Source organism: Streptomyces sp. NPDC018693, assembly GCF_044391385.1.
Lineage (GTDB): Bacteria > Actinomycetota > Actinomycetes > Streptomycetales > Streptomycetaceae > Streptomyces.
Map to the genome: position 1 here is coordinate 183,563 of NZ_JBIRZZ010000005.1, position 21,383 is coordinate 204,945.

A 21,383-nucleotide genomic window follows, 5' to 3' on the forward strand; every position below is an offset into this window, starting at 1 on the left:
GTCGTTCGGCCTCAAATTGTACGGAGTGCAGGCGCGGGACCGCCGGGCCGTGTGGCCCGGCGGTCGGGACCTTCGGCGGTGTGAGCGGCGCGGTGATCAGCGCGTGTACGAGACGAGGAACGGGCCGCGTGCCGGGTCGCCCTTGTGGTTGAAGCAGCGGACCTCGATCCCGTCGTCCGGGCTCCACTTCGCCACCTTGCAGTGGCGCCCGTCCGATCCCTCGGCGGTGACCTGGACGTTGCCCTCGTCGAAGTGCTCCCTCATCGGGGTCTTCACCCAGTACCGTCCCTCGTCGGCACCGACACCGCTCGCCACGCCGGTGGGCTCGCCCAACGCGTCCCAGGTCCACTGCCGGTCGGTGATTTCGTCGTCGCCGCCCTGGGCCCGCGTGTACGCGCCCAGCGGGGTGCGCAGCAGACTCGCCTTCCGTACATAGGTGAGGGAGAACAGGGTGTCGGCAGGATGGCCGTCCGTGTCGTGGCAGTTGACCTCGATCTGGACCGGGTCGGAGGTGCTGTGGACCGCCCCGACCGTGCAGCGGTGCGCGTGGAAGGCCGCCTGGGCGGCGGTCACCTGAACGTGCCCGAGCTGGGCGGCGGGGTCGAGGCCGCCACCGCCTTGGCCGGGCAGATGCACTTCGTAACGGCCGGCCGCGACCCGGGAGACCTTCACGCCGTAGCCGCTGGAGTTGTACCGCTGTTCGGCGGGCGGCATATGGCTGTTCAGCCGGCTCGTCGTCAGGTAGGCGTAGCCCCGCTGTCCGTCGGCCACTTCCTGGTTCGTCCAACTTGCCGTGAACTCGGAGTCGGTGAGGTCACCGCCCGGTGCGAAGCACCGCAGCGAGAGCCACACCCCCCGGTACGCCGTCGGTTCCCGCTTGCCGTCGCTCGCCCACTCGCGGCTGATGTAGCGGATCGCGCAGTACGTGTTCGTCGGCCCGTGGGCGGTCACGTGCGCCACGCCGCGGTTGGAGTCCAGGGCGGTGCCCAGCCCCGGCATGAACACCCAGTACTCGCCGGTCCCGACCCGCATGACCTCGTTGGTGCCGCCCGAGGAGTTGACGCTGCGTGCCGGGGTGTAGTCCTCGTCCTCCGGCCAGGACGCCTTGTCGACGTGCACATAGCCGTAGTCGTGGGTCGGGGGAGCGGCCTGGGCCGCGGGAGCGGTCGCGCAGAGCAGGCCCGCCGCGAGCAGCAGGGGCAGCGTGAAGGCCGCCCGTCGGTCAGCCTTCCAGGACATCGACGAACACCCCCGGCGAGTAGGTGGCGGCGTACTGGGCGGTGCCTCCGTAGCGCAGCCACCAGGAACCGTCCCGGGTGGCCGGGTGCGTCGTACCGGTCAGGCCGTAGGTGCCGGTACGCAGGGTGCGCAGCGGCTCGACGGTCCGGCACGGGGTCGCGCAGAACTCCAGCTCGGCGGTCTGCCCCGGCGCGCCGACATAGGCGCCGGTCTCCCAGTCGGCGACGGTCAGGCGGCCGAGCGCGCTGACGTCACGCCCCTGCCGCACGGGGTTGGGGGCGGCGGCGAAGGTGAGTTTGGAGGCGCGCCGCACCTTGACCGTGGCCAGGTCCCGCTCGGTGGTGATGCTGGACTCCGGGTGGGTGTGCAGGTTGTTGCTGGCCACCAGCGCCCACATCTTCCAGTCGCCGGCGTGGCCGTTGGTGATGGCCGCGCTGCCGGTGTCGATGCGGAACCACTCGGTGCACACCGACGTGGTGGCGTTGATCGGCTCACACGTCGCGGGCAGGTCGGGGTTGTGCCAGACCCGCCCGCCCGGCCCGAAGAGCTGGACCTCGACGCCGTAGCGGGTGATGCCGACCGGGGCCCTGGCGATCACGGTCGCCTGGACGGTCAGGGTCTGGTTCGGCCCGAGGACGAGGGTGCGGCCGCCGTGGAAGGAGGCGCTGAGGATCTCGGGCGGAGTGAGGTCCTGGTGGTCCGCCCGGGCGGGCGGGGCGAGAGCGAGGGCGGCCAGCAGGGCGCCGGCCACCGTCACTGTGGCGGCCCGCACAGCGGGCAGGGCTCTTGTACGCGAGGTACGCAAGGTGTCCCCCCAAGTCGTAGACGTGGCGGGAGCGTACGGGCGCACCGCGACGGCCGGCAGCCGCACGGGCGGCATCGCGACACCCCCATGACAATCGTGACCGTCCGGACACGGCGGGGCCCGCGGACAGCGTCGCCCTACCGCCAGATCGTCTGGACGGAGTCGAACTGGGCCCACTTGACGGGGTTGTTCGCGTTGCCGCCGTAGAGGACGACCGAGCCGGCGGGGTTGATCTCGAAGCGGCAGGCGTTGATGCCCTGGCTGTTGTTGCGGGGAGCGGTGGCCCGGACGTACCAGGTGGGGGCCGGGAAGCCGGCCGGCAGGGCGGCGACCTTCGCGTCGGTGGCGAGGTCGCAGGTGATCGTGCCGCGGGCCTGGAGGAACGTGGTGCCGGCGATGGTGACGAGGCGGACCTGCGGGACGGCGCCGGGCGTCGTGGTGATGCCGGGCTCCAGGACGAGGTCGGTCCACTCGCCGGCCTCGACACCGCCGACGGCGGCGGCAGCGGGGGCGGCGGCGGTGGTGCCGACGGCGAGGGCGGCGGGCACGGTGAGGGCGGCGCCGAGGATGCTGCGGCGGTTGTACGACATGGTGGGACTCCTTGGCGGGGCGGAACGGAAGGGACGGCCGGGGGCGGGGGTGTGCTCAGCTCCAGACGGCGCTGAAGCTGTCGAGCTGGGCCCAGGTGATGACGTTGGTGGGGCGTCCGCCGTAGAGCCTCAGCCTGCCGTCCCTGCTCGCCTCGACGCGGGCCACGCAGACACCGTCGACGCCGTTGCGGGGCACGCCGGCGCGGGCGGTCAGGCTCGGGGTCAGCGCGTCGGGCAGGGTGGCGATGACCGTGTCCGCGGCGAAGGAGCCCTTGACGGCGCCGCTGAGCTGGAGGGTCGTGGTGCCGCCGAGGCTGATCAGCCGGCCCTGGGGGAGGTGGGTGTCGGCGGTCACCCCGGCCGCGAGGGCGATGGGTGTCCAGTCGGTGAGCACCTTGACGCCGTCGGTCTCAGGAGCCCCCGACAGCGACATGATGGTGCAGGTACGCGGGCCCTCCGTCTCACAGGCGAAGCCGAAGTGCAGGTACGGGACCCCGTCGCGGACGGAGACGGTCATGCCCTCGGGCTCGCGGAAGTCCAGGCCCGGTCCGGCGGTGATGTGCCGGTGGTCGAGCAGGGCGCCGGTGGCCCAGTCGAAGGCGGTGATGTACGTGTCGCCGGGTAGCGGTGCCGAGACCAGCGATCGGCCCTTGAGGGTGTAGAGGACGCCGTCGTGGGAGGCGTAGCCCTGGAAGTCCGTGCCGTCCGCGGGGACCGCCGGAGTGATCCGCTGGATCGGCTGCCAGTCGCCGGCGGCCGCCCTGTCCAGGTCGTACCGTTCCCAGTGGGTCGTGTCACCGAGGTTGAAGCGCAGGACGAGTTCGTTCGCGCTGCGGTCGATGGTGGGGGTGACGAAGGCGGCGGCCGGATCCGGGCTGTAGGGCTCGGTGTGCAGCGTGGAGCCGTGGTCGAGGACCGTCTCGGAGTGGAAGGCGAAGCTGGTCACGGCCGAGCCGTAGCCCGCCGTCCCGCTCCGGTTGAGCCGCGACGCGGTCTCGGTCCACAGCCGGATCACCCCGTCGCGGTTCTCCACGCCGAGGTTCACACCGTGTCCGAACCCGCGCAGATACATGTACCCGGTGATCTCGCCGGCCGGGTCGAGCCGGGTCAGGCACAGGTCGCCGTTCTTCTTGCGCGTCTCCCAGGTGAGGGCGGCGGGCTCGTCGGAGAGCTGGATGCCGCCGCCCATGACCTGGAGCACATAGAGGTCACCCGACAGCGGGTCGATCCCGAAGGACTGCATCACGGTGCCGTTCTTGAGGCGGCGGCGGTGGAGCAGTTTCCCCACGGGGCCCGCGATGTCTATCCGTCCTGCCTGGGTGACGCTCAACGCGCGTCTCCTTCCCCGAATGTGCACATGATCATCACGAAATCGGGGTCAGTCTCGCACGGCGGCCGCGAACGGGCCGCGCCGGTCGGGCGGCGGGAGCCCCGGAGAGGGTCTCCACGCGGCCGGTGTCGAGCGAGCAGGAGGCGCTCACCACGGCCAGGTCGCCCTTCTTCACGCGTGGGGCCAGGGCGGGGTCGGAGCGCGGATCCGCGGGCGGTCATGCCTCTCCGGCGGCCGGCGCGCCCGTATCGCGCTCGCCCGCGCCCTGCTGGCCGGTCCCAGGGTCCTCGTCCTGGACGAGACCACCGCCCCTCTGGACCATGCGGGGACGCCGAACTCGCCGGCGCGCTCGGCGAGGCCCGCACCACGATCGTCATCGCCCACCGCCCCGCCCCGACAGCGCGCTCAACCGAGTCCTGGCGGTCACCCCGCCCTGACGCCGCCCGACTCCGAGGGCCGCGTAAGGCAGCACTCAGGGGGCACTCGCCGGCCATGCGCGTGCGTGATTGCGTGGTCGTGGTCACCGGCGCGTCCAGCGGCATCGGACGCGCCACCGCCCTCGCGTTCGCCCGCAGGGGCTGCCCCGTGGTGCTGGCCGCCCGGCGGGAGGAGGCGCTGCGGGCGGTCCGGGACGCGTGCGAACGCCACCGTGGCGCCCGGGTGCTTGTCGTGCCGACCGACGTCACGGACGCCCGCGCGGTGGACGACCTGGCACGGCGTACGGTGGCGCGCTTCGGCCGTATCGACGTGTGGGTGAACGCCGCGGCCGTGACCGTGTTCGGCCCCTTCGAGGAGGTGCCCCTGGCGGACTTCCGCAGGATCCTCGACGTCAACGTCATGGGGTACGTGCACGGCGCCCGCGCCGCCCTGCGGATGATGCGGGAACAGGGCCGGGGCACGCTGGTGAACGTCTCGTCCGTCGTCGGCGTGGTCAGCCAGCCGTACACCCACGCCTACGTCATGTCCAAGTACGCCGTCCGGGCGCTGAGCGCGAGCCTGCGCCAGGAGCTCCGCCTCGACCGGGCCAGGCACGTTCACGTGTGCACGGTGCTGCCGGCGAGCATCGACACCCCGCTGTTCCAGCACGCCGCGAACTACACGGGACGCAAGCCCCTGGCGATGGCGCCGGTCTACAGCCCCGAACGCGTCGCGCGGACGGTCGTGGACCTGGTGCGGGTGCCCCGGCGGGAGGTCGTGGTGGGGCCGATGGGCCGCGTACCGGTGTGGGCGGCCCGGGTGGTGCCGGGGCTGACGGAGCGGATGATGGCCACCCAGGTGGACCGCAACCACCTGTCCCGCGAGGAACCCGCGCCGGCCGCGCACGGCAACCTGCACGTGCCGGCGCCCGGTCCGGGCGCGGTGCACGGCGGCTGGGGCGGCCGCCGCCGCACCGCGCTGCGCCGGCTGACCACCGCCGGCGTGCTGGCGGGCGCGGCGGCGGGCGTGGCACGCCGGGTGCGCGGTCACTGAGTCACTGGCTGACGACCGCGAGGCCCGCGCAGCTACTCGCCGGCCCTTCGCCGCGGCTGGGCCGACGCCGGATCCGGCCGCATGCCCAGGGCCTCCTCGAGCTGCCGGACGCGCGTGCGCTGGTGCCGGAGTCGGCGCTCACGCTCGTACGGGGTCTCCGGTGGATGCGCCATGACGAGGAACCGTGCGCAGCGGTAGGCCCCGTAGCAGGGGACGGTGACCGGCCAGGCCAGGCCGAACAGCAACGCCGTCACCGCCGTCGCGTCCCGGCTGTGGTTCTCGAACCGGGCGACGGGATCCACCGCGCAGGAGGCTCTCCGGCTCTCCTCCGTGATGACCCGGGTGCGCTGCGCGCCGTAGGCGCACCGGGCGGTTCCCAGCGCGCAGAGCAGGTATCCGGCGAAGCCCGTGAGCACCACCCAGAGATGCACGAGCAGTGACTCCTCTCCCTCTGGTGGTGTGCGGTCAGCGGCGCTGGGCCTTGCTCACCTGCCGGGCCAGTTCCTCCTTGGTCATCGAGGAGCGGCCCTCGATGCCGAGTTCCCGGGCCCTCTCGTACAGCTCCGCCCGGGTCTCGCCGCCGGACTTTCGCTGCTGCCCGGTGCCGGCCCTGAGGGGCTGGCCCGCCAGGGCCTTGGACCGCCGAGAGGCGAACTCCAGACCCAGTTGCCGCAGGCGGTCCGGCTCGACGGCGTCGCGCAGCGCGGGCAGGATCTCGTTCTCCTCCTCCTCGACGTGCTGGAGCACGGCGCCGATCCAGTCCTCCAGCGCCTGGTCGAACTCCCCGCTCTCCCAGTCCATCTCCAGCAGGTGCTTGCCGAGGCTCTCGGCCTGGTGATGCTCCTCGGCGGCGTGCTCGGCCTCGTCCTTCTCGCCGGCCTCGCGGGCCACGGCCGGATACACCCGGTCCTCCTCGGCCTCGCTGTGCGCCTCCAGCATGGCCACGGCCAGAGGGAGCGCCAACGGCCGGGAGTCCTTGTCCGTCTGCATCATGTCGAACAGGCGCTTCAGCTCGCGGTGGTCGGTGGTGACCATGGTGATGAGGTCGTCAGCCATGTCGGGACCCTCTCCTCTTCGCTCGCCGGTGAAGGGTGCCCCCTCTGTTCGCCCCTTCGTTCGCCTCTTCCGTGTTTCCGGGGCGGACGGGCTCATGCGTGCACCACCCTGACCACACCTCGTACGGCACACCCTTGTGCGAAGAGTGACAAACTCGACAGAGAGGGGCGTGGGTGGCTGGAGGAAGGGTGGATCTGGACGCTGTCGCCGACGAGCTGTACCGCCTGCCGCCGGGTGACTTCACCGCCACCCGCGACGAGCGCGCCCGGCAGGCCCGCGCGGCGGGGGACCGGGAGCTGGCCGACCGGATCCGCCGGCTGCGCCGTCCCACCCTGTCGGCGTGGGCCGGCAATCTGCTGGTGCGCGACCTGCCGGAGGAGACCCAGGCGCTGCTGCGGCTCGGTGAGGCGCTGCGGCAGGCCCACAGGGACCTGGACGGCGAGCAGTTGCGGGAGCTGTCCGCGCGGCAGCGGCAACTGACCGCCGCGCTGGCCCGCCAGGCCGGCCGGCTGGCCGCGCAGGCGGGTCAGCGCATCGGCGCGGACGCCCAGCGCGAGGTCGAGCAGACCCTCCACGCGGTGCTGGCCGACCCCGACGCCGCCCAGCAGTGGGCCGAGGGGCGGCTGAGCAAGCCGCTGAGCGCCCCGGTCGGCTTCCCCGCCCTGCCCCAGGACGCCGCGCCGCGAGCCCGCCGTGACGCCGAGCCCTCCGGCCGGGTGGCCGACCTGGACGCGGCCCGCGCCCGCCGCAAGGAGCAGCAGGACCGTCTCGACCAGGCGCGGCGAGAGGCGGCGGACGCGCAGCGGGAACTCGAAGAGCGCGAAGAGACCCTGGCGGCCGCCCAGGGCGAACAGGACGGGGCGGACGAGCGGCAGCGGCGGAGTGAGCAGCGTGTCACCGAGCTGTCCCGGCAGCTGGCGGAGGCCGAGGACGAACAGCGACAGGCCCGGGACGCCGCCCGCCGCGCCCGCGACGGCACACGCGCCGCCGACCGGGCCGTCCGCGAGGCCCGCCGCCGGGCCGAGGACACCGCCGCCCACGCCCGGCGGCTCGCCGGAACGCCGCGCCGCGGATCCCGGAAGACCTGAACGGAAGGCGACGGGAAGGCAGGGACCGACGATGGCACGAGCGATCTGGAGCGGTGTGCTGACCTTCGGGCTGGTCTCGGTGCCCGTGCAGCTGTTCACCGCGACCACGGACCACACCACGCACTTCCGCCAGCTGCAGCGCGGCACCTCCGACCGCGTCCGCTACCAGCGGGTCAACGAGAGGACGGGCAAGGAGGTGGACCACGACGACATCGTCAAGGGCTACGACCTGGGCGGTGGCGGCTATGTGATCGTCGAACCGGAGGAACTCGACGAGATCGCTCCCGGAAAGTCCCGGACCGTCGAGATCATCGGCTTCGTCGACCTGGAGCAGGTCGAGCCGGTCTACTTCGACCGCACCTACTACCTCGCCCCCAAGGGAGACGAGTACACCAAGGTCTACGCGCTGCTGCGAACCGCCCTGCGGAAGGAGAACAAGACCGGCATCGCCACGCTCGTGATGCGCGGCAAGCAGTACCTCGTCGCGCTGCGCGCGCAGGAGGACGTCATGGTGCTGCACACCCTGCACTGGGCCGACGAGGTCCGCGACCCGCACCAGGAACTGCCGGTGCTCCCCGGGCGCGACGTGGCCAGGGGCAAGGAGCTGGACACCGCCCGGCAGCTGATCGAGGCGCTGACCGTCGACTGGCATCCCGAGGACTACCACGACACCTACGAGGAGCGGGTGAGACAGCTGGTCGAGGCGAAGGCCAAGGGCGAGGAGATCGTCACCGAGGAGGCCGCGCCGGAGGCCACCGACGTCATCGACCTGATGGACGCGCTCCGGCGCAGCGTCGAACAGAGCCGTACGCGCAAGGGCGGCAAGCGGAAGCGGCGGAAAGCCGGGAAAGGCGCCGCGAAGGACCGGCTCGACCGGCTCAGCAAGGGAGAGCTCTACGAGCGGGCGGCCCAGCGGGACATCCCGGGCCGCTCCAGGATGAACCGCGACCAGCTCATCCAGGCCCTCACCGAGGCCGCCTCCTGAGCCGCCGCCGCCGACCCCTCGGCTCAGGCCAGGTCCGAGCCCCGTAGCAGGAGCTGCGCCACGGCCATGCCGGCCACCACGATCGCCGCCCGGAAGGGCCACCGGCTCCGGGCCGTCGCGGCCGGGGGCAGCGCCGTACCCGCGACCGCCACGGCCCCGGCCGCGACCGCCAGGACCCGGCCGGGGACACCCGCCGCCCCCGGCGGCCCCACGACGACCACCCCCACGGCCGCCAGCATGAGCAACGGCGCCAGCCACCGGCAGATTTGACGGCCCAGCCGCTGCGGCAGCCCGCGCACACCGGTCGCGAGATCGTCCTCGATGTCGGGCAGGACGTTCACCACATGCGCCCCCACACCCAGCAGCGCCCCGGCCGTCACCGCCCACCAGGCGGGCCAGGACGGCGTCGGCAGACCGAGGGTGACGAACGCAGGCAGCGAGCCGAAGCCCACCGCATAGGGCAGCGGAGAGAGCACGGTGTGCTTCCAGCGCAGGTTGTAGAGCCAGCCCGCGGCCACCCCCGTCAGATGGGCCACCGCCGCGGCACCACCGCTCAGCAGGGACAGCGGCACGCACAGCCCCAGGGCCGTCCCGGCCGCGACGGCCACCGCCCGCGGCGGGAGCTCCCCGCCGGCCACCGGCTTGTCGGGGCGCCCGCAGACGGAGTCGCGCTGTGCGTCGACCGCGTCGTTGCACCAGCCGATCGAGAGCTGCCCCGCCAGCACGGCCACGGCCACCGCCGCCGAACCCGGCGCCCCACGGCCCGCCGCCACCGCCAGGGCGGTCACGAACACCGTCACGGCCAGCGCAGGCTCCAGGTGGCAGGAGCGCACCAACGCCGGTACGCGGTGGGCCGTACGCGAGAGAACGCCAGACGGGTGGAGAGACACGTAGGGACGGTAGTCGGGCATCCGGGGTGAGGAAGGCATTACCGACATGTGTGTCCCCGTGATCGTCGATCAGGCACCCGTCCCGTCCGGCGCGCCGTGCCCTACCGCCGCGCCCGCCGCGACCACCATCGCCGCCGTCCGCACCGCGCTGCCGGCGCACCGCTACGAGCAGGCCGATCTCACCGAGCCGCTCGGCGACCTCTGCCTGGCGCCGGGCGCCGATCGCGCCGTGCTGCGCCGGCTGCACGCGTCCGCCGGTGTGCGCACACGTCATCTCGCCCTGCCGATCGAGCGGTACGCCCATCTCGCCGACTTCGGGCAGAGCAACGACGCATGGCTGGCGGCCGGCCTCGAACTGGGCGAGGAGGCCCTCACCGGAGCGCTGAAGGAAGCGGGCCTCGAACCGACCGACGTCGACCTGCTGGTGTGCGCCTCCGTCACCGGGGTCGCCGCCCCCTCGCTCGACGCCCGGCTGGCCGGGCGCATGGGGCTGCGCCCCGACGTCAAACGGCTCCCCGTGTTCGGCCTGGGCTGTGTGGCGGGCGCCGCCGGACTGGCCCGGGTCCACGACTACCTGCGCGGCCACCCCGACGACACCGCGGTCCTGCTCACCGTGGAACTGTGCTCGCTGACGCTCCAGCAGCGCGACGACTCCCGCGCCAACCTGGTCGCCGGCGCCCTGTTCGGCGACGGCGCGGCAGCGCTCGTCGCACGCGGTGCGGATGCCGGCGGCGCCGGGCCCGCGGTCGTCGCCACCCGCAGCCACCTGTACCCGGGCACCGAGCAACTCCTCGGCTGGGACATCGGCGCCAGCGGATTCCGCGTGGTGATCGACCCCGCCGTACCCGGCATCGTGCGGCAGCACTTCGGCCGGCACCTGCGCGCCTTCCTGGCCGAACACGGACTCACCACCGACGACATCGGGGCCTGGGTGTGCCACCCGGGAGGCCCCAGGGTCCTCGCCGCCGTCGCCGACTCCCTCGACCTGCCCGGCGACGCCCTGGACTCCGCGCGGCGCTCCCTCGCGACGGCCGGGAACATGTCCTCCGCGTCCGTCCTGCACATCCTTGAGGACCTCCGGGCGTCCCGCCGGCCCCGGCCCGGTACCTGGGGGCTGCTCCTGGCGATGGGCCCCGGATTCTCCTCCGAACTCGTCCTGCTGCGCTGGTGAGTGGTGATCGGCATGCCCTGGTACACGCTTCTCGTCCTGGCCGTCGCCGCCGAGCGCGTCGCCGAACTCGTCGTCGCCCGGCGCAACGCGGCCTGGACGTTCGCCCGCGCCGGAGTGGAGCACGGCCGCGGCCACTACCCGGTGATGGTCGTCCTGCACACGGGCCTGCTCGGGTGCTGCCTCCTCGAACCGGTGCTCGCCGACCGGCCGTTCCTGCCCGCGCTGGGCTGGCCCATGCTGGCCCTCGTCGTACTGGCCCAGGCCCTGCGCTGGTGGTGCATCACCACCCTCGGGCCCTACTGGAACACCCGGGTCATCGTCGTCCCCGGTGCGCGTCTCGTCGGCACCGGCCCCTACCGCTTCCTGCGCCACCCCAACTACGTCGCGGTCGTCGTGGAGATCGCCGCCCTGCCCCTGGTGCACTCCGCCTGGCTGACCGCGACGGTGTTCACCGCCGCCAACGCGATGCTGCTCACCGTCCGCATCCGCTGCGAGAACGCGGCCCTCACCCACGCGGTGCCCGCGTGAGCGGCGGCCACGCCCTCGACCTCCTGATCGCCGGAGGCGGACCCGCCGGCCTCGCCACCGCCCTGTACGCCGCCCGCGCGGGCCTCGACACCGTGGTCGCCGAACCACGCCCGGCACCCGTCGACAAGGCGTGCGGCGAGGGCCTGATGCCCGGCGCCGTCCGGGCCCTCACCGCCCTCGGCCTGGAGATCCCCGGGCATCCCCTCACCGGCATCCGCTACATCCAGGGACCCCGCCGGGTCCAGGCCGCCTTCCGGCACGGCCCCGGCCTCGGAGTGCGCCGCACCGGCCTGCACCGCGCCCTGCACCGGGCCGTGCTGGACGCGGGCGTCCCGGTGCTGCCCCTGCGCGTGGCGGACGTACGACAGGACGCGGCGGGCGTGACCCTCCCCGGCACCGGGCTGCGCGCCCGATGGCTGGTCGCCGCGGACGGCCTGCACTCACCCCTGCGCCGCTCCCTCGGCCTGCACCTGAGAACCCGGGGCACGCCGAGGTACGGGCTGCGCCGGCACTACGCGGTGCCGCCCTGGTCGCCGTACGTCGAGGTGCACTGGGGACCGCACGGGGAGGCGTACGTGACCCCGCTCGGCCCCGAACTCGTCGGCGTCGCCCTGCTGACGGCCCGCCGCGTGCCCTTCGCCACCCAGCTGGCGGGCTTCCCCGAACTGGCTGCACGCCTCCCCGCGGACGCGGCGGTCACCCCGGTGCGCGGCGCCGGACCGCTGCGCCAGCGAGCCCGCACCCGCACACACGGACGGGTGCTGTTCGTCGGCGACGCCGCCGGATACGTCGACGCACTCACCGGTGAGGGCGTCTCCCTCGCCCTGACCGGCGCCCAGGCCCTGGTCGCCAACGTGCGCCGCGGCACGCCGAGCCGCTACGAGACCGACTGGAGCCGGGCGACCCGCCGGCACCGGCTGCTGACGGAACTCCTGGTGCGGGCCCGGCAGCAGCCCGCGCTCGGCGCACGCATCGTGCCCGCGGCCGTACGCCTGCCGCGCGTCTTCGCGGCGGCGGTGAACGCGCTGGCCTGAGACGCACTGTTGCTCACCGCTTCTGCGGGGCCGAACTGTTTCTCCGAGGCCGGCGGGGGAACTCGTCGGCTGCCCGACGCGCCCCTTCGCCGGTGCCTGCGCCGCCGTGGCCGCGCCCGCTGCTGCCGACGCCGCAGCCGTCGTGGCCGCGAGGAAGGAGGCCGACCGTGGGCCGACGAGTGCGGGTGGGTCGTTGCCTGTGCGACTTCGACTCCTCCGTGGCCGAAGTGCGGGCCGTCAGCCGGTTCCTGCGCGGGCAGGACTTCAAGGGGCTCGGTGTGGGCCCCGGATCCGTGCGGCTGGCCGACCTGCTCTCCCATCTGCCCTCCACGGCACGCCGGCGCCTGTTCGTCATGGCCGCGCAGGGACAGAGCGCGCCCGCCTCCCGGGTGCGGCGCGTCAGCGGCGAGGACCTGGCGGCCTGGACCGCCGCCCAGTACGGCCCGGGCCCGTATCCCGCCGTCTTCATCGGAGCAGGCAGCGGTGCCGCCGTCCATCTCGCCGCCGCTCTGCGCGCGCCGATCGTGCCGCAGACCTACCTCGTGCCGGTACGGGCCCGGCTCGACCCCGACCAGCCGCGTGCGGCGCTGAGGGCGGGCCTGGAGTTCGGCCGGCGCATGGTCGAGGCCAACCCCGAGCTGGCCCTGTGCCATATGCACGACCCGAACCAGGACCGGGCGATGATCGTCCGCTTCATGTACTTCCGGTTCAAGCGTTTGCGGCTCGGCGCGACACTGGAGCGGTTCCTCGAACAGCGGCTCGCACCCGGCGCCACGATCTTCCTCGTCGACTGCACCCTGACCTGGCCGGTGTCGGTCCTGGGCGAGCGGCACACCTTCCAGTTCGGCGCCCTCGGCGGCATGCCGGCCGACGAGTACGCGACCGGCAGCGACCGCGTCGCCCGCCACCTCGCCGAACAGGGCTCACGGGTGCGCCGCTGGGACGCCCCGCCTCCGGACGAGACGCGTCCCGAGGCCGAGTGGGGCTACGACGACACCCTCACCGCCGACATCACCGCGCTCGCGGCCCGCCGCGGCCACCCCGTGCGCCGGATCACCATCGGTGAGCCCGAGCACCTCAGCCCGCTCGTCGCCGACCTGTACCGCTGGTGGTACCGGCGCCGCGGACTGCCGGCCCGCCGGCTGCTGGTCGAGACGTACGACCAGTGGGAACCGTACTGGGCGCTGCGCCTGGGAGCGGTGCCGTTCTGGCTGCAGTTCACCGGCCGGCCCTCCTACGACCTGCTCGACCGCTACCTGCTCGACAACGACCGCCCGTTCGAGCACATCCACGTGAACCTGTTCGCCAACGGCCTGCGCTCGGTCGGCCAGGTCCCGCCCGAGGAGTGGCGCGAACTCGCCCGCGGGTACGCGCACACGGACGGCGGCCTGATCGGCGTGGACGAGCATGCCTTTCCCGAGGACATCGGCAGCGCGTTGCGCTACCAGCCGGCCATCGCGGGACTGCCCGGACGCCACCCGCCGGCCCCTCCGCTGGGGCTGGACGAACTGGACGACTTCCTCACCGGGGCGCGGCACACCGAGGCGTACCGGCTGGCCCGGATCGAGATGCCCGGATAGGCCGTCGGACATGGAACCCAGCGACGGACACCACCCACCGTCCCCCGAGGCCACCACGACCGGCTACTACGACGGTGAGCTCGGCCGGATGCGCAGCCGTGCCGTCGGACACGGACGCCCCGACACCCCTGAGGTGGTGCTGGTGCAGGGCATGGGCGTGGCCGACTATCTCCTCCCTGGGCTCGCCGCGTTCGGCCGCTGGACCAGGGCCCACCTGGTGGAACTACCGGGGTTCGCGGGCAGCGGCGACCCGCCGCACGAACTCGACGTGCCCGAGTTCGGGCGCTGCGTCGCCGACTGGCTCACCGCCCGCCACACGGAACCGGTGATCCTGGTCGGTCACTCCAGCGGAACCCAGGTCGCCGCCCGGGCCGCCCTCGGTCACCCCCGGGTCGCGGGGCTCGTCCTGGCGGGCCCCACCGTCGACCCCGTGGCCCGCGGCCCGGTACGCCTGCTCGTCCGCTGGCAGCTCGACGGACGGCGGGAACCCCCCGGACTGTCCGAGTCGCACCGCCCCGAGTGGCGGCGGGCCGGCCTGCGCCGGCTGCTCCACACGGCGTGGGTGCACCTCCACGACCCGCTGGAGGACTCGGTGGCCCGCCTGCGGATCCCCCTGCTGGTGATCCGCGGCAGGGACGACCGCATCGGCACGGCACGCTGGGGCCGTCACCTGGCCGGCCTGGTGCCGGACGGCGAGTACGTCGAGGTCCCCGGCGCGCACACCTTCCCCTGGCTCGACCCCGAAGCGTGGTCGGCCCCCGTCCACCGCCTCGCCCGGCGGGTCACCCGGGACGGCAGTGCCTGACCAACGACTCGAACCGGCGGGACAATCCACGTCATGACCGACAACCTCACCGCGAGCGTCCTGGGCACCGGCATCATGGACGCCGCGATGGCCCGCAGCCTCGCCCGCGCCGGGCACACCGTCCGCGCCTGGAACCGCACCCACGCCAAGGCCCGACCCCCGGCCGCGGAGGGCGTGTTCGTCGCCGGCACACCCGCCGAGGCGGTCGAGGGCGCCGACGTCGTGCTGACCATGCGCCACGACGGCCCCGCCGCTCTCGACGTGATGCGGGAGGCCGCGTCCGCGCTGCGTCCGGGCACCGCCTGGCTGCAGTCCACCACGGCGGGCGTGGTGGCGATCGCCGACCTGGCCGACTTCGCCCGCGCCCACGACCTGGTCTTCTACGACGCCCCCGTGCTCGGCACCCGCCGGCCTGCGGAAGCCGGACACCTGCTGTCCTGGCCGCCGGGCCCGCCGAGCACCGGGACCGGGTGACACCCGTCCTTGACGCCGTCGGCGCCCGCACGGTGTGGACCGGCGGGGACGGCGCGGCGGGCAGCGCCACCCGGCTGAAGCTGGTCGCCAACAGCTGGGTCCTCGCCATCACCAACGCGGTGGGCGACACGCTCGCCCTGGCGCGGGCGCTCGGTGTGGACCCGGGAAGCTTCCTCGACGCCATCGTGGGCGGTCCGCTCGACATGGGGTACCTGCGGGCCAAGTCGGCGCTGATCCTGGAGGACCGGCTCTCCCCGGCCCAGTTCGCGGTGGTCACGGCCGCCAAGGACGCCCGGCTCATCGTCGAGGCGGGCGAGCGCGGCGGCGTACGACTGGACCTGGCCGCCGCGAGCGCCGCTCGCCTGGAGCGCGCGGCGGCTCAGGGGCACGCGGCCCCCGGAGGGCATCTGTGAGAGCGCGGGCAACCACGTCCGCCCCGGCGCTGCCGCTGCTCGACATGTACTTCACCGGCGTCACCCTGTGCATCGCCCGCGACAACATCCGCGCCCACATCCCCGACGCGCTCGCCTCTTCGTCCGGGCGGACGTCTGACGGCACCCGGTCCACGCGGCCCCACGAACCCGCCGCCCGTATGCGGGACGAGTCCCGTCGCGCGGTGCAAGAGCCTTGCCAGCCCAATGTCGGCCACCCTATTCTCACGGCCAGAAAGCGCTTTCCCTGTTCGTTGGTTCTCGTTCAGGTGGAAGCGATCGTCACGCACCCACCGCGACGTCGCGCGTGAGCCGCAGTGGAGCCGTACCCGTGCTCCGCCTGGAGGTTGACGCGACGTGCAGCGAAGGGCGTACGCCGTGGCGAAGAGGCACCGCTCCATGGATCGTCGCGTAAGCGCTTCCATCCCCACAGGGTGGCGCGCACGTGATCGATCCGCTCGCATCGAGGAGGGCACCCGCAACCGGCCCGACCGGCATCCGCTCGACGACAGGTCGGCAGCCTCGATGATCGCTGTCATGCCCATGGCATGTATGGCGCAGTGCAACACCCAGTGTTCGAGGACGAATTGGGGAGACGAGGATGAGACGACCAGTCGCACTGCGACTCAATGCCGCGCTGGCCACGCTGGCCCTGGCCGGCGCGACCGCCGTGGCGCTGGCGATGCCCGAGGCGTCGGCCGCCACGGGCGGCGTCACCGGCTACGCCACCCAGAACGGCGGGACCACCGGCGGCGCGGGCGGGCAGACGGTCCGGGCCACCACGGGCACCGCGATCCACGCGGCCCTGTGCAACCGGGCCAGCAGCAGCACCCCCCTCACGATCCAGGTCGAGGGAACCATCAACCACGGCAACACCAGCAAAGTGTCCGGCAGCAGCTGCAACACCGCTGACGGCGTGATCGAGCTCAAGCAGATCAGCAACGTCACCCTCATCGGAGTCGGCAACGGCGCCGTCTTCGACCAACTCGGCATCCACATCCGCGAGTCGAGCAACATCATCATCCAGAACGTGACCGTCCGGAACGTCAAGAAGTCGGGCTCACCCACCTCCAACGGCGGCGACGCCATCGGCATGGAGCGCAACGTCCGCAACATCTGGGTCGACCACGTCACCCTGGAGGCGTCGGGCGGCGAGTCGGAGGGGTACGACGGCCTCTTCGACATGAAGGACAACACCCAGTACGTGACCCTGTCCTACAGCGTCCTGCGCAACTCCGGCCGCGGCGGCCTCGTCGGCTCCAGCGAGACCGAGCTCTCGAACAACTACATCACCTACCACCACAACCTCTACGAGAACCTCGACTCCCGGGTGCCCCTGCTGCGCGGCGCCACCGCGCACATCTACAACAACCACTACGTGCGCATCAACGACTCCGGCATCAACTCCCGCGCCGGCGCCCACGCCAAGGTGGACAACAACTACTTCAAGGACTCCAAGGACGTCCTGGGCACCTTCTACACGGACGCGGCCGGCTACTGGCAGGTCAGCGGCAACACCTTCGACAACGTCACCTGGTCCACCCCCGGCAGCCAGAACCACCCCGCCGGCCCCGACCCCCAGTCCAACACCACCGTCAGCATCCCCTACGCCTACAGCCTCGACGCGGCGAGCTGCGTGCCGAGCGTCGTGAGCCGGACGGCGGGCGCCAACAAGGGCCTCCAGGTCTCGGACGGCAGCTGCACGCCGCAGACGCCGGCCCCGACCCCGACCGGCTCCACGCCCACACCGACGGCCACCTCGACCCAGCCGGGTGGGACGAACCTCAGCGTCGGCGCCGGTTCCGACGGCTCCAGCAAGGCCGACGGGACCAGCTACGGCAACGTCCGGGACGGCGACATGAGCACCTACTGGTCGCCGGCCGGATCCACCGGCTCCGTCTCGATCAAGTGGGGCTCCGCCACCACCGTGTCCACGATCAACATCAGGGAGACATCGGGCGCCGCGGGCCGCATCGGCTCCTGGCGGGTCGTCAACCACGACACCGGAGCCGTCCTGACCTCCGGAAGCGGGGCCGGCGTCATCACCTTCCCGAGGACCTCCCTGAGCAAGATCACTTTCGAGATCACCGGCTCGAACGGCACCCCGCAGATCGCCGAGTTCGAGACGTACGCCTGACAGCGGCGCGCCGCCGTCCCGCTACGGCTGTTCCACGCCCACCCGCAGCGGTGCGCGGAAGGACAGCAGGCCCAGCATGGGGGCGTCGGCGGCGTCCGCCACCTGCCGTACCCGCGGCAGGTGGCGGGCCGCGGCCCGGAGCGCCACCGCCGCCTCCGTGCGGGCCAGGGACGCGCCCGGGCAGCGGTGGCGGCCGACGCCGAAGGCCAGATGCTGCCGGATGTTGCTGCGACGCGGGCACATCCGGTCCGCGGCGGTGAAGACCTCCGGGTCCGAGCCGCTGCCCATGAGCATCAGCAGCAGTTGCGCACCCGCCGGCAGTTCCACCCCGCCCAGCTCGACCGGGCGCGCGGTCACCCGCCGCCAGGAGGTCACCGGAGGCTCACGCCGCAGCACTTCCTCCACCCACGCCTCGGCCAGGCCCTCCTCGCCCGCGAGGCGGGACCACAGGCCGGGCTCGGCGAGGGCCCGGCGCAGCACCGTGGCGATGAGCTGCCCGGTCGTGGACTGCCCGGCGATGAAGACGAAGAAGCACGCGCCGACCGCGGTCCGCACGTCGAGCGGCTCACCGTCGGGCAGCCGATGCCCGGCCAGGGCGCCGACGAACGAGTCGGGATCAGCCCGGCCGTCGGCCACGGTCCGGGTCAGCCACTGGTGGAACTCGCCGACCAGCGCGGCCAGTTCCAGCTGGCGCTCCGGTGAGGGCCGGCCCCAGAACAGCTCCAGCGAGGCGTCGCTCCACCGGATCAGCGTGTCGGGGGAGACACCGTCGATGCCGAGCAGCTCCATCAGCACCCGGCACGGCAGCACCTGCGCGAAGGACGTGAACAGGTCACCGCCGCCGGAGGCGTCGATGCGGTCCCGCGCCTCGGTGAGCAGTTCGCCGGCGATGCCCTCGATCACCGGGACGGCGGCCGCGACGCGCCGGGCGTTGAAGAACCTGGTGACCACCCGGCGCAGTCCGGGGTGGCTCGGGGTGCCGTTGTTGGCCAGCGCGGGCGGCACCTTGAAGCCCGCCCGGGCGAGCACCCGCAGGACACCGACCGGCAGCGGGGTGACGGCGTGCTGGGCGTTGTCGGGGCGGAAGGCGTCCGGGTCGAGCAGCACGCGGCGTACGTCCTGGTAGCGGCTGACCAGCCAGAGCCCGGTGCCCGGGTCGTGGTGCACCGGCGCCTGCGCGCGCAGCGTGTCCAGCCAGGGGTACGGGTCGCGCACGAAACCGTCGTCGAACAGGTCGAGCGGCCCGAGCGAGGCGGAGGCGTCCAGAACCGGGGAGATCACGGCCGGACGCTAACACGTGATCCGTGCGCCCCCCGCCCCCGTGTGTGCCGCGTCACGCACCGGGCTCGGCAACCTTTCCGCGTTTCGCGGCCACTGACCCTTCGCAGGCTCCCTGCGTCGGAGCCCGCACCCACACGTGTTCTGCCTCCCACGTGTGCATCCGAACCGCGTAAGGACTGTTCAGTGGCGTCGTCCCCTTCTCACCGCCGTGCCCGCCGCAAGCGGCGCGCCATCGCCGTACCCGCCGTCGCCGTGGCCGCCGTAGCGGTCCTGGTGTCCCTGGTCATCGCCCTCCGCCCCGGCGGCGAGACCCCGACCGGGACCGGATCGGCCACGGCCGCCGCCGCTCCGGCGGCGGCCGCCCCGCCCTCGTCACCCCGGACGGAGCCGTCCCCGCAGCCCTCCACGGCCTCCCCGTCCCCCACACCGTCCCCCGCGACCGTGTCGCCCACCCCTTCGGCCGCGGCCACCTCATCCACACCGTCGGCACGGCCCCAGGCCCGCAGCACCCCGCGGGCCGCCTCCGGCACCGCGGCACTGGCCGGACGGATACGACCCGGCACCACCTACCAGGGCGTCGCCACCCACTACGACGCCGCGGACGGCAACGGCGCCTGCTCCTTCGGGCCCAGCGACGACATGATGGTCGCGGCGATGAACACCACCGACTACGAGACCTCCAAGGCGTGCGGTGCGCACGTCCTGGTGCGAGCGGCGAGCGGCGCCTCCGTCACCGTACTGATCACCAATGAGTGCCCGCTGCCCTGCGCGCCCGGCCAACTCGACCTGAGCCGCCAGGCGTTCGCCAAGCTGGCCGACCCCGTCACCGGCCGGATCGCGGTCACCTGGACCCTGCTGAGCCCCAGCACCTCCGAGACCGTCTCGATCCGCTACAAGATCGGCTCCAGCCAGTGGTGGTGCGGCATCCAGGCACTCGGCCACCGCAATCCGCTGGCCCGGCTGGAGGTACGCAGCGGCAGCGGCTGGCGTGCGCTGCCGCGCACCGAGTACAACTACTTCCTCTCCGAGCAGGGCAGCGGCTGCGGCGGCGCCATCCGGCTCACCGATGTGTACGGGGAGCAACTGGTGATCGAGGGCATCACGGTGCGCCCCGACGCGGTGCAGCGGACCGGCGTGCAGTTCGCCCGTCACTGACACGGGCGGACGCGCTGGGCCGGGGCTGGTTCCAGGTGACAGCCCCGGCGTTCCGGGTACCCGGCCGTCAGCCCCGCTTCCCGGCTCCCTCCCGGAGAGGATGAACCGACATGACCGTCACGGAACCGCGGCACCGCGTTCGCTCCGAGGCATCGGTGGGTGAGCTGGTGCAGCAGGCGTCCCGGGAGCTGACCGAGCTGGTCCGGGCCGAGATGCGGCTGGCGCAGACCGAGATGACGCAGAAGGGCAAGCGCTTCGGTCTGGGCGGTGGCATGTTCGGCGGCGCCGGCCTGGTCGGCTTCCTCGCCCTGCAGGCGCTGGTGGCCACCGCGATCGCCGCGCTGTCCCTGGCCCTGCCGGTGTGGGCGGCGGGTCTGATCACGACCGGGGCCCTGCTGGTCATCGCCGCCGTGCTGGCCGTCGTGGGCCGGGCGCAGGTCCGCAGGGCCGCACCGCCCGCGCCCGAGCAGACCATCGACACCGTCAGGGCCGACCTGGCGGAGATCAAGGAAAGGGCACAGCGATGAGCAGCGACGGGACGCCCGGCCGGAACCCGAGCGCCGAGGAACTGCGCGCGCAGATCGAGCACACCCGCGAGGAACTGGGCCGGACCGTGGAGGAACTCGCCGCCCGGGTCGACATCAGGTCCCGGGCCCAGGAGAAGGCCGACGAGGTCAGGGCCCGTGCCGGACACACCACCGCCCGCCTCACCGAACGGGCCCGCGCCCGTGCCGCCCGGGTACGGCACACGGCCGCGGGAGTGGGGCAGAAAGTGCCGGAGTCGGTCCAGCACACCGCCGAGCAGGTACGGCAGAAAGTGCCCGAACCGGTCCAGCACACCGCCGTCGAGGCCGCGCAGCGGGTCCGGGACACCGCCACGCGGATCAGCCATGTCGAGAAGGGTGACTCGCCGGGGCCGGTGCTCGCCCAGGGTGAGCGCGGTCGGCCGGGCGCCCGGCGCCGTCGTACTGCCCTGTTCGCGGGCACCGCGGCCGGCGGCGCCGTCGCCCTGGCCGTCCGCCGCCGTAGGGGGCACCGGCGATGAGGACCGCCAAGATCGCCTACAAGCCCGTGGGTCTCGCCCTCGGTGCCGTCAGCGGCATGATGGCCGGCGCGGCCTTCAAGCAGACCTGGAAGCTGCTGGGCCATGACGAGGACGCCCCCGACGCGACCGACGAGGACCGCACCTGGCGCGAGGTCCTTCTCGCCGCCGCCCTCCAGGGCGCGATCTTCGCCGTGACCAAGGCGGCCGTGGACCGCGCCGGTGCCACCGCCACCCGCCGTCTGATCGGCACCTGGCCGGGCTGAGACATCCGTGCCTGAGCCGGGGCCGC

General features: G+C 73.3%; 21 protein-coding genes and 2 pseudogenes. 15 read left to right on the plus strand and 8 right to left on the minus strand.

The window, feature by feature from the left end; translation table 11 throughout:
- Positions 1-96 precede the first annotated feature (96 nt).
- The 4 genes from ACH5AC_RS15875 to ACH5AC_RS15890 all read right to left on the minus strand — a co-directional run bounded on the left by ACH5AC_RS15875 (position 97) and on the right by ACH5AC_RS15890 (position 3,964).
- The gene (locus ACH5AC_RS15875; protein ID WP_398862379.1) at positions 97-1,239 is read right to left on the minus strand and encodes a hypothetical protein; all 1,143 of its coding nucleotides are present in this window, start codon (positions 1,237-1,239) and stop codon (positions 97-99) included.
- Positions 1,223-2,011 carry a hypothetical protein gene (locus tag ACH5AC_RS15880; RefSeq protein ID WP_398862381.1) on the minus strand — a complete coding sequence of 263 codons (789 nt, stop codon included), beginning with the start codon at positions 2,009-2,011 and terminating at the stop codon, positions 1,223-1,225. Before ACH5AC_RS15880 ends, ACH5AC_RS15875 begins: the two co-directional genes overlap by 17 nt.
- A 170-nt stretch (positions 2,012-2,181) precedes the next feature.
- The gene (locus tag ACH5AC_RS15885) at positions 2,182-2,634 is read right to left on the minus strand and encodes a hypothetical protein (protein ID WP_398862382.1); all 453 of its coding nucleotides are present in this window, start codon (positions 2,632-2,634) and stop codon (positions 2,182-2,184) included.
- Positions 2,635-2,689: 55 nt separating this feature from the next.
- A complete protein-coding gene (locus tag ACH5AC_RS15890) occupies positions 2,690-3,964 on the minus strand; it encodes a hypothetical protein (protein WP_398862384.1) in 1,275 nt (424 codons plus the stop codon).
- Between the two features lie 492 nt (positions 3,965-4,456).
- Here ACH5AC_RS15890 and ACH5AC_RS15895 point away from each other — a divergent pair, with 492 nt between their 5' ends.
- A complete protein-coding gene (locus tag ACH5AC_RS15895) occupies positions 4,457-5,434 on the plus strand; it encodes an SDR family oxidoreductase (protein ID WP_398862385.1) in 978 nt (325 codons plus the stop codon).
- Between the two features lie 32 nt (positions 5,435-5,466).
- Here the strand turns inward: ACH5AC_RS15895 and ACH5AC_RS15900 are convergent, their stop codons facing one another.
- Together ACH5AC_RS15900 and ACH5AC_RS15905 are read right to left on the minus strand one after the other, a co-directional pair.
- The gene (locus ACH5AC_RS15900) at positions 5,467-5,865 is read right to left on the minus strand and encodes a hypothetical protein (RefSeq protein WP_398862386.1); all 399 of its coding nucleotides are present in this window, start codon (positions 5,863-5,865) and stop codon (positions 5,467-5,469) included.
- Positions 5,866-5,899: 34 nt separating this feature from the next.
- Positions 5,900-6,490 (minus strand): hemerythrin domain-containing protein, encoded by a 591-nt coding sequence (locus ACH5AC_RS15905; protein WP_398862387.1) that lies wholly within the window; start codon positions 6,488-6,490, stop codon positions 5,900-5,902.
- Between the two features lie 188 nt (positions 6,491-6,678).
- On the opposite strand from ACH5AC_RS15905, the gene ACH5AC_RS15910 reads away from it, so the two are divergent.
- Complete coding sequence (locus ACH5AC_RS15910) at positions 6,679-7,578, plus strand: hypothetical protein (protein ID WP_398862388.1); 900 nt, start codon at positions 6,679-6,681, stop codon at positions 7,576-7,578.
- A gap of 31 nt (positions 7,579-7,609) precedes the next feature.
- Complete coding sequence (locus ACH5AC_RS15915) at positions 7,610-8,563, plus strand: Ku protein (protein ID WP_398862390.1); 954 nt, start codon at positions 7,610-7,612, stop codon at positions 8,561-8,563.
- Positions 8,564-8,586: 23 nt separating this feature from the next.
- Here the strand turns inward: ACH5AC_RS15915 and ACH5AC_RS15920 are convergent, their stop codons facing one another.
- Entirely contained in the window at positions 8,587-9,453 is an 867-nt protein-coding gene (locus ACH5AC_RS15920) for a UbiA family prenyltransferase (RefSeq protein WP_398862391.1), read from the minus strand.
- 46 nt (positions 9,454-9,499) lie between these two features.
- Between ACH5AC_RS15920 and ACH5AC_RS15925 the strand changes: the two genes are divergently transcribed.
- The 8 genes and pseudogenes from ACH5AC_RS15925 (at position 9,500) to ACH5AC_RS15960 (ending at position 17,613) form a co-directional block, all read left to right on the plus strand.
- The gene (locus ACH5AC_RS15925; RefSeq protein ID WP_398862393.1) at positions 9,500-10,624 is read left to right on the plus strand and encodes a type III polyketide synthase; all 1,125 of its coding nucleotides are present in this window, start codon (positions 9,500-9,502) and stop codon (positions 10,622-10,624) included.
- A 12-nt stretch (positions 10,625-10,636) separates the two neighbouring features.
- On the plus strand, positions 10,637-11,152 hold the full coding sequence (locus ACH5AC_RS15930) for an isoprenylcysteine carboxyl methyltransferase family protein (protein ID WP_398862394.1): 516 nt from the start codon (positions 10,637-10,639) through the stop codon (positions 11,150-11,152).
- The gene (locus ACH5AC_RS15935) at positions 11,149-12,186 is read left to right on the plus strand and encodes an NAD(P)/FAD-dependent oxidoreductase (RefSeq protein ID WP_398862395.1); all 1,038 of its coding nucleotides are present in this window, start codon (positions 11,149-11,151) and stop codon (positions 12,184-12,186) included. Before ACH5AC_RS15930 ends, ACH5AC_RS15935 begins: the two co-directional genes overlap by 4 nt.
- Before the next feature lie 167 nt (positions 12,187-12,353).
- Entirely contained in the window at positions 12,354-13,766 is a 1,413-nt protein-coding gene (locus ACH5AC_RS15940) for a hypothetical protein (protein WP_398862396.1), read from the plus strand.
- A gap of 10 nt (positions 13,767-13,776) precedes the next feature.
- On the plus strand, positions 13,777-14,571 hold the full coding sequence (locus tag ACH5AC_RS15945; protein WP_398862397.1) for an alpha/beta fold hydrolase: 795 nt from the start codon (positions 13,777-13,779) through the stop codon (positions 14,569-14,571).
- Between the two features lie 33 nt (positions 14,572-14,604).
- A pseudogene (locus ACH5AC_RS15950) lies at positions 14,605-15,458 on the plus strand (NAD(P)-dependent oxidoreductase).
- Positions 15,442-15,595, plus strand: a pseudogene (locus tag ACH5AC_RS15955) (dehydrogenase); the annotation flags it as partial. The pseudogenes ACH5AC_RS15950 and ACH5AC_RS15955, both read left to right, overlap by 17 nt.
- 482 nt (positions 15,596-16,077) lie before the next feature.
- The gene (locus ACH5AC_RS15960) at positions 16,078-17,613 is read left to right on the plus strand and encodes a polysaccharide lyase family 1 protein (RefSeq protein ID WP_398862398.1); all 1,536 of its coding nucleotides are present in this window, start codon (positions 16,078-16,080) and stop codon (positions 17,611-17,613) included.
- Between the two features lie 21 nt (positions 17,614-17,634).
- Here the strand turns inward: ACH5AC_RS15960 and ACH5AC_RS15965 are convergent, their stop codons facing one another.
- Positions 17,635-18,894 (minus strand): cytochrome P450, encoded by a 1,260-nt coding sequence (locus ACH5AC_RS15965; RefSeq protein ID WP_398862399.1) that lies wholly within the window; start codon positions 18,892-18,894, stop codon positions 17,635-17,637.
- A gap of 183 nt (positions 18,895-19,077) precedes the next feature.
- Between ACH5AC_RS15965 and ACH5AC_RS15970 the strand changes: the two genes are divergently transcribed.
- The 4 genes from ACH5AC_RS15970 (at position 19,078) to ACH5AC_RS15985 (ending at position 21,357) form a co-directional block, all read left to right on the plus strand.
- Positions 19,078-20,049, plus strand: coding sequence for an expansin EXLX1 family cellulose-binding protein (locus tag ACH5AC_RS15970; protein WP_398862400.1), 972 nt, complete (start codon positions 19,078-19,080; stop codon positions 20,047-20,049).
- Between the two features lie 110 nt (positions 20,050-20,159).
- Positions 20,160-20,576, plus strand: coding sequence for a phage holin family protein (locus ACH5AC_RS15975; protein WP_398862402.1), 417 nt, complete (start codon positions 20,160-20,162; stop codon positions 20,574-20,576).
- The gene (locus ACH5AC_RS15980; RefSeq protein WP_398862403.1) at positions 20,573-21,094 is read left to right on the plus strand and encodes a DUF3618 domain-containing protein; all 522 of its coding nucleotides are present in this window, start codon (positions 20,573-20,575) and stop codon (positions 21,092-21,094) included. The genes ACH5AC_RS15975 and ACH5AC_RS15980 overlap by 4 nt, the downstream gene beginning before the upstream one ends.
- Positions 21,091-21,357: a DUF4235 domain-containing protein gene (locus ACH5AC_RS15985; RefSeq protein WP_398862404.1), complete on the plus strand. Its 267-nt coding sequence runs from the start codon at positions 21,091-21,093 to the stop codon at positions 21,355-21,357. The genes ACH5AC_RS15980 and ACH5AC_RS15985 overlap by 4 nt, the downstream gene beginning before the upstream one ends.
- Positions 21,358-21,383 lie beyond the last annotated feature (26 nt).

Coding starts and splice junctions, on each gene's coding strand:
- ACH5AC_RS15875 (WP_398862379.1), bottom strand. CDS start 1,239: ATGTCCTGGAAGGCTGACCGACGGGCGGCCTTCACGCTGCCCCTGCTG.
- ACH5AC_RS15885 (WP_398862382.1), bottom strand. CDS start 2,634: ATGTCGTACAACCGCCGCAGCATCCTCGGCGCCGCCCTCACCGTGCCC.
- ACH5AC_RS15895 (WP_398862385.1), top strand. CDS start 4,457: ATGCGCGTGCGTGATTGCGTGGTCGTGGTCACCGGCGCGTCCAGCGGC.
- ACH5AC_RS15905 (WP_398862387.1), bottom strand. CDS start 6,490: ATGGCTGACGACCTCATCACCATGGTCACCACCGACCACCGCGAGCTG.
- ACH5AC_RS15915 (WP_398862390.1), top strand. CDS start 7,610: ATGGCACGAGCGATCTGGAGCGGTGTGCTGACCTTCGGGCTGGTCTCG.
- ACH5AC_RS15925 (WP_398862393.1), top strand. CDS start 9,500: ATGTGTGTCCCCGTGATCGTCGATCAGGCACCCGTCCCGTCCGGCGCG.
- ACH5AC_RS15930 (WP_398862394.1), top strand. CDS start 10,637: ATGCCCTGGTACACGCTTCTCGTCCTGGCCGTCGCCGCCGAGCGCGTC.
- ACH5AC_RS15945 (WP_398862397.1), top strand. CDS start 13,777: ATGGAACCCAGCGACGGACACCACCCACCGTCCCCCGAGGCCACCACG.
- ACH5AC_RS15960 (WP_398862398.1), top strand. CDS start 16,078: ATGAGACGACCAGTCGCACTGCGACTCAATGCCGCGCTGGCCACGCTG.
- ACH5AC_RS15975 (WP_398862402.1), top strand. CDS start 20,160: ATGACCGTCACGGAACCGCGGCACCGCGTTCGCTCCGAGGCATCGGTG.
- ACH5AC_RS15980 (WP_398862403.1), top strand. CDS start 20,573: ATGAGCAGCGACGGGACGCCCGGCCGGAACCCGAGCGCCGAGGAACTG.
- ACH5AC_RS15985 (WP_398862404.1), top strand. CDS start 21,091: ATGAGGACCGCCAAGATCGCCTACAAGCCCGTGGGTCTCGCCCTCGGT.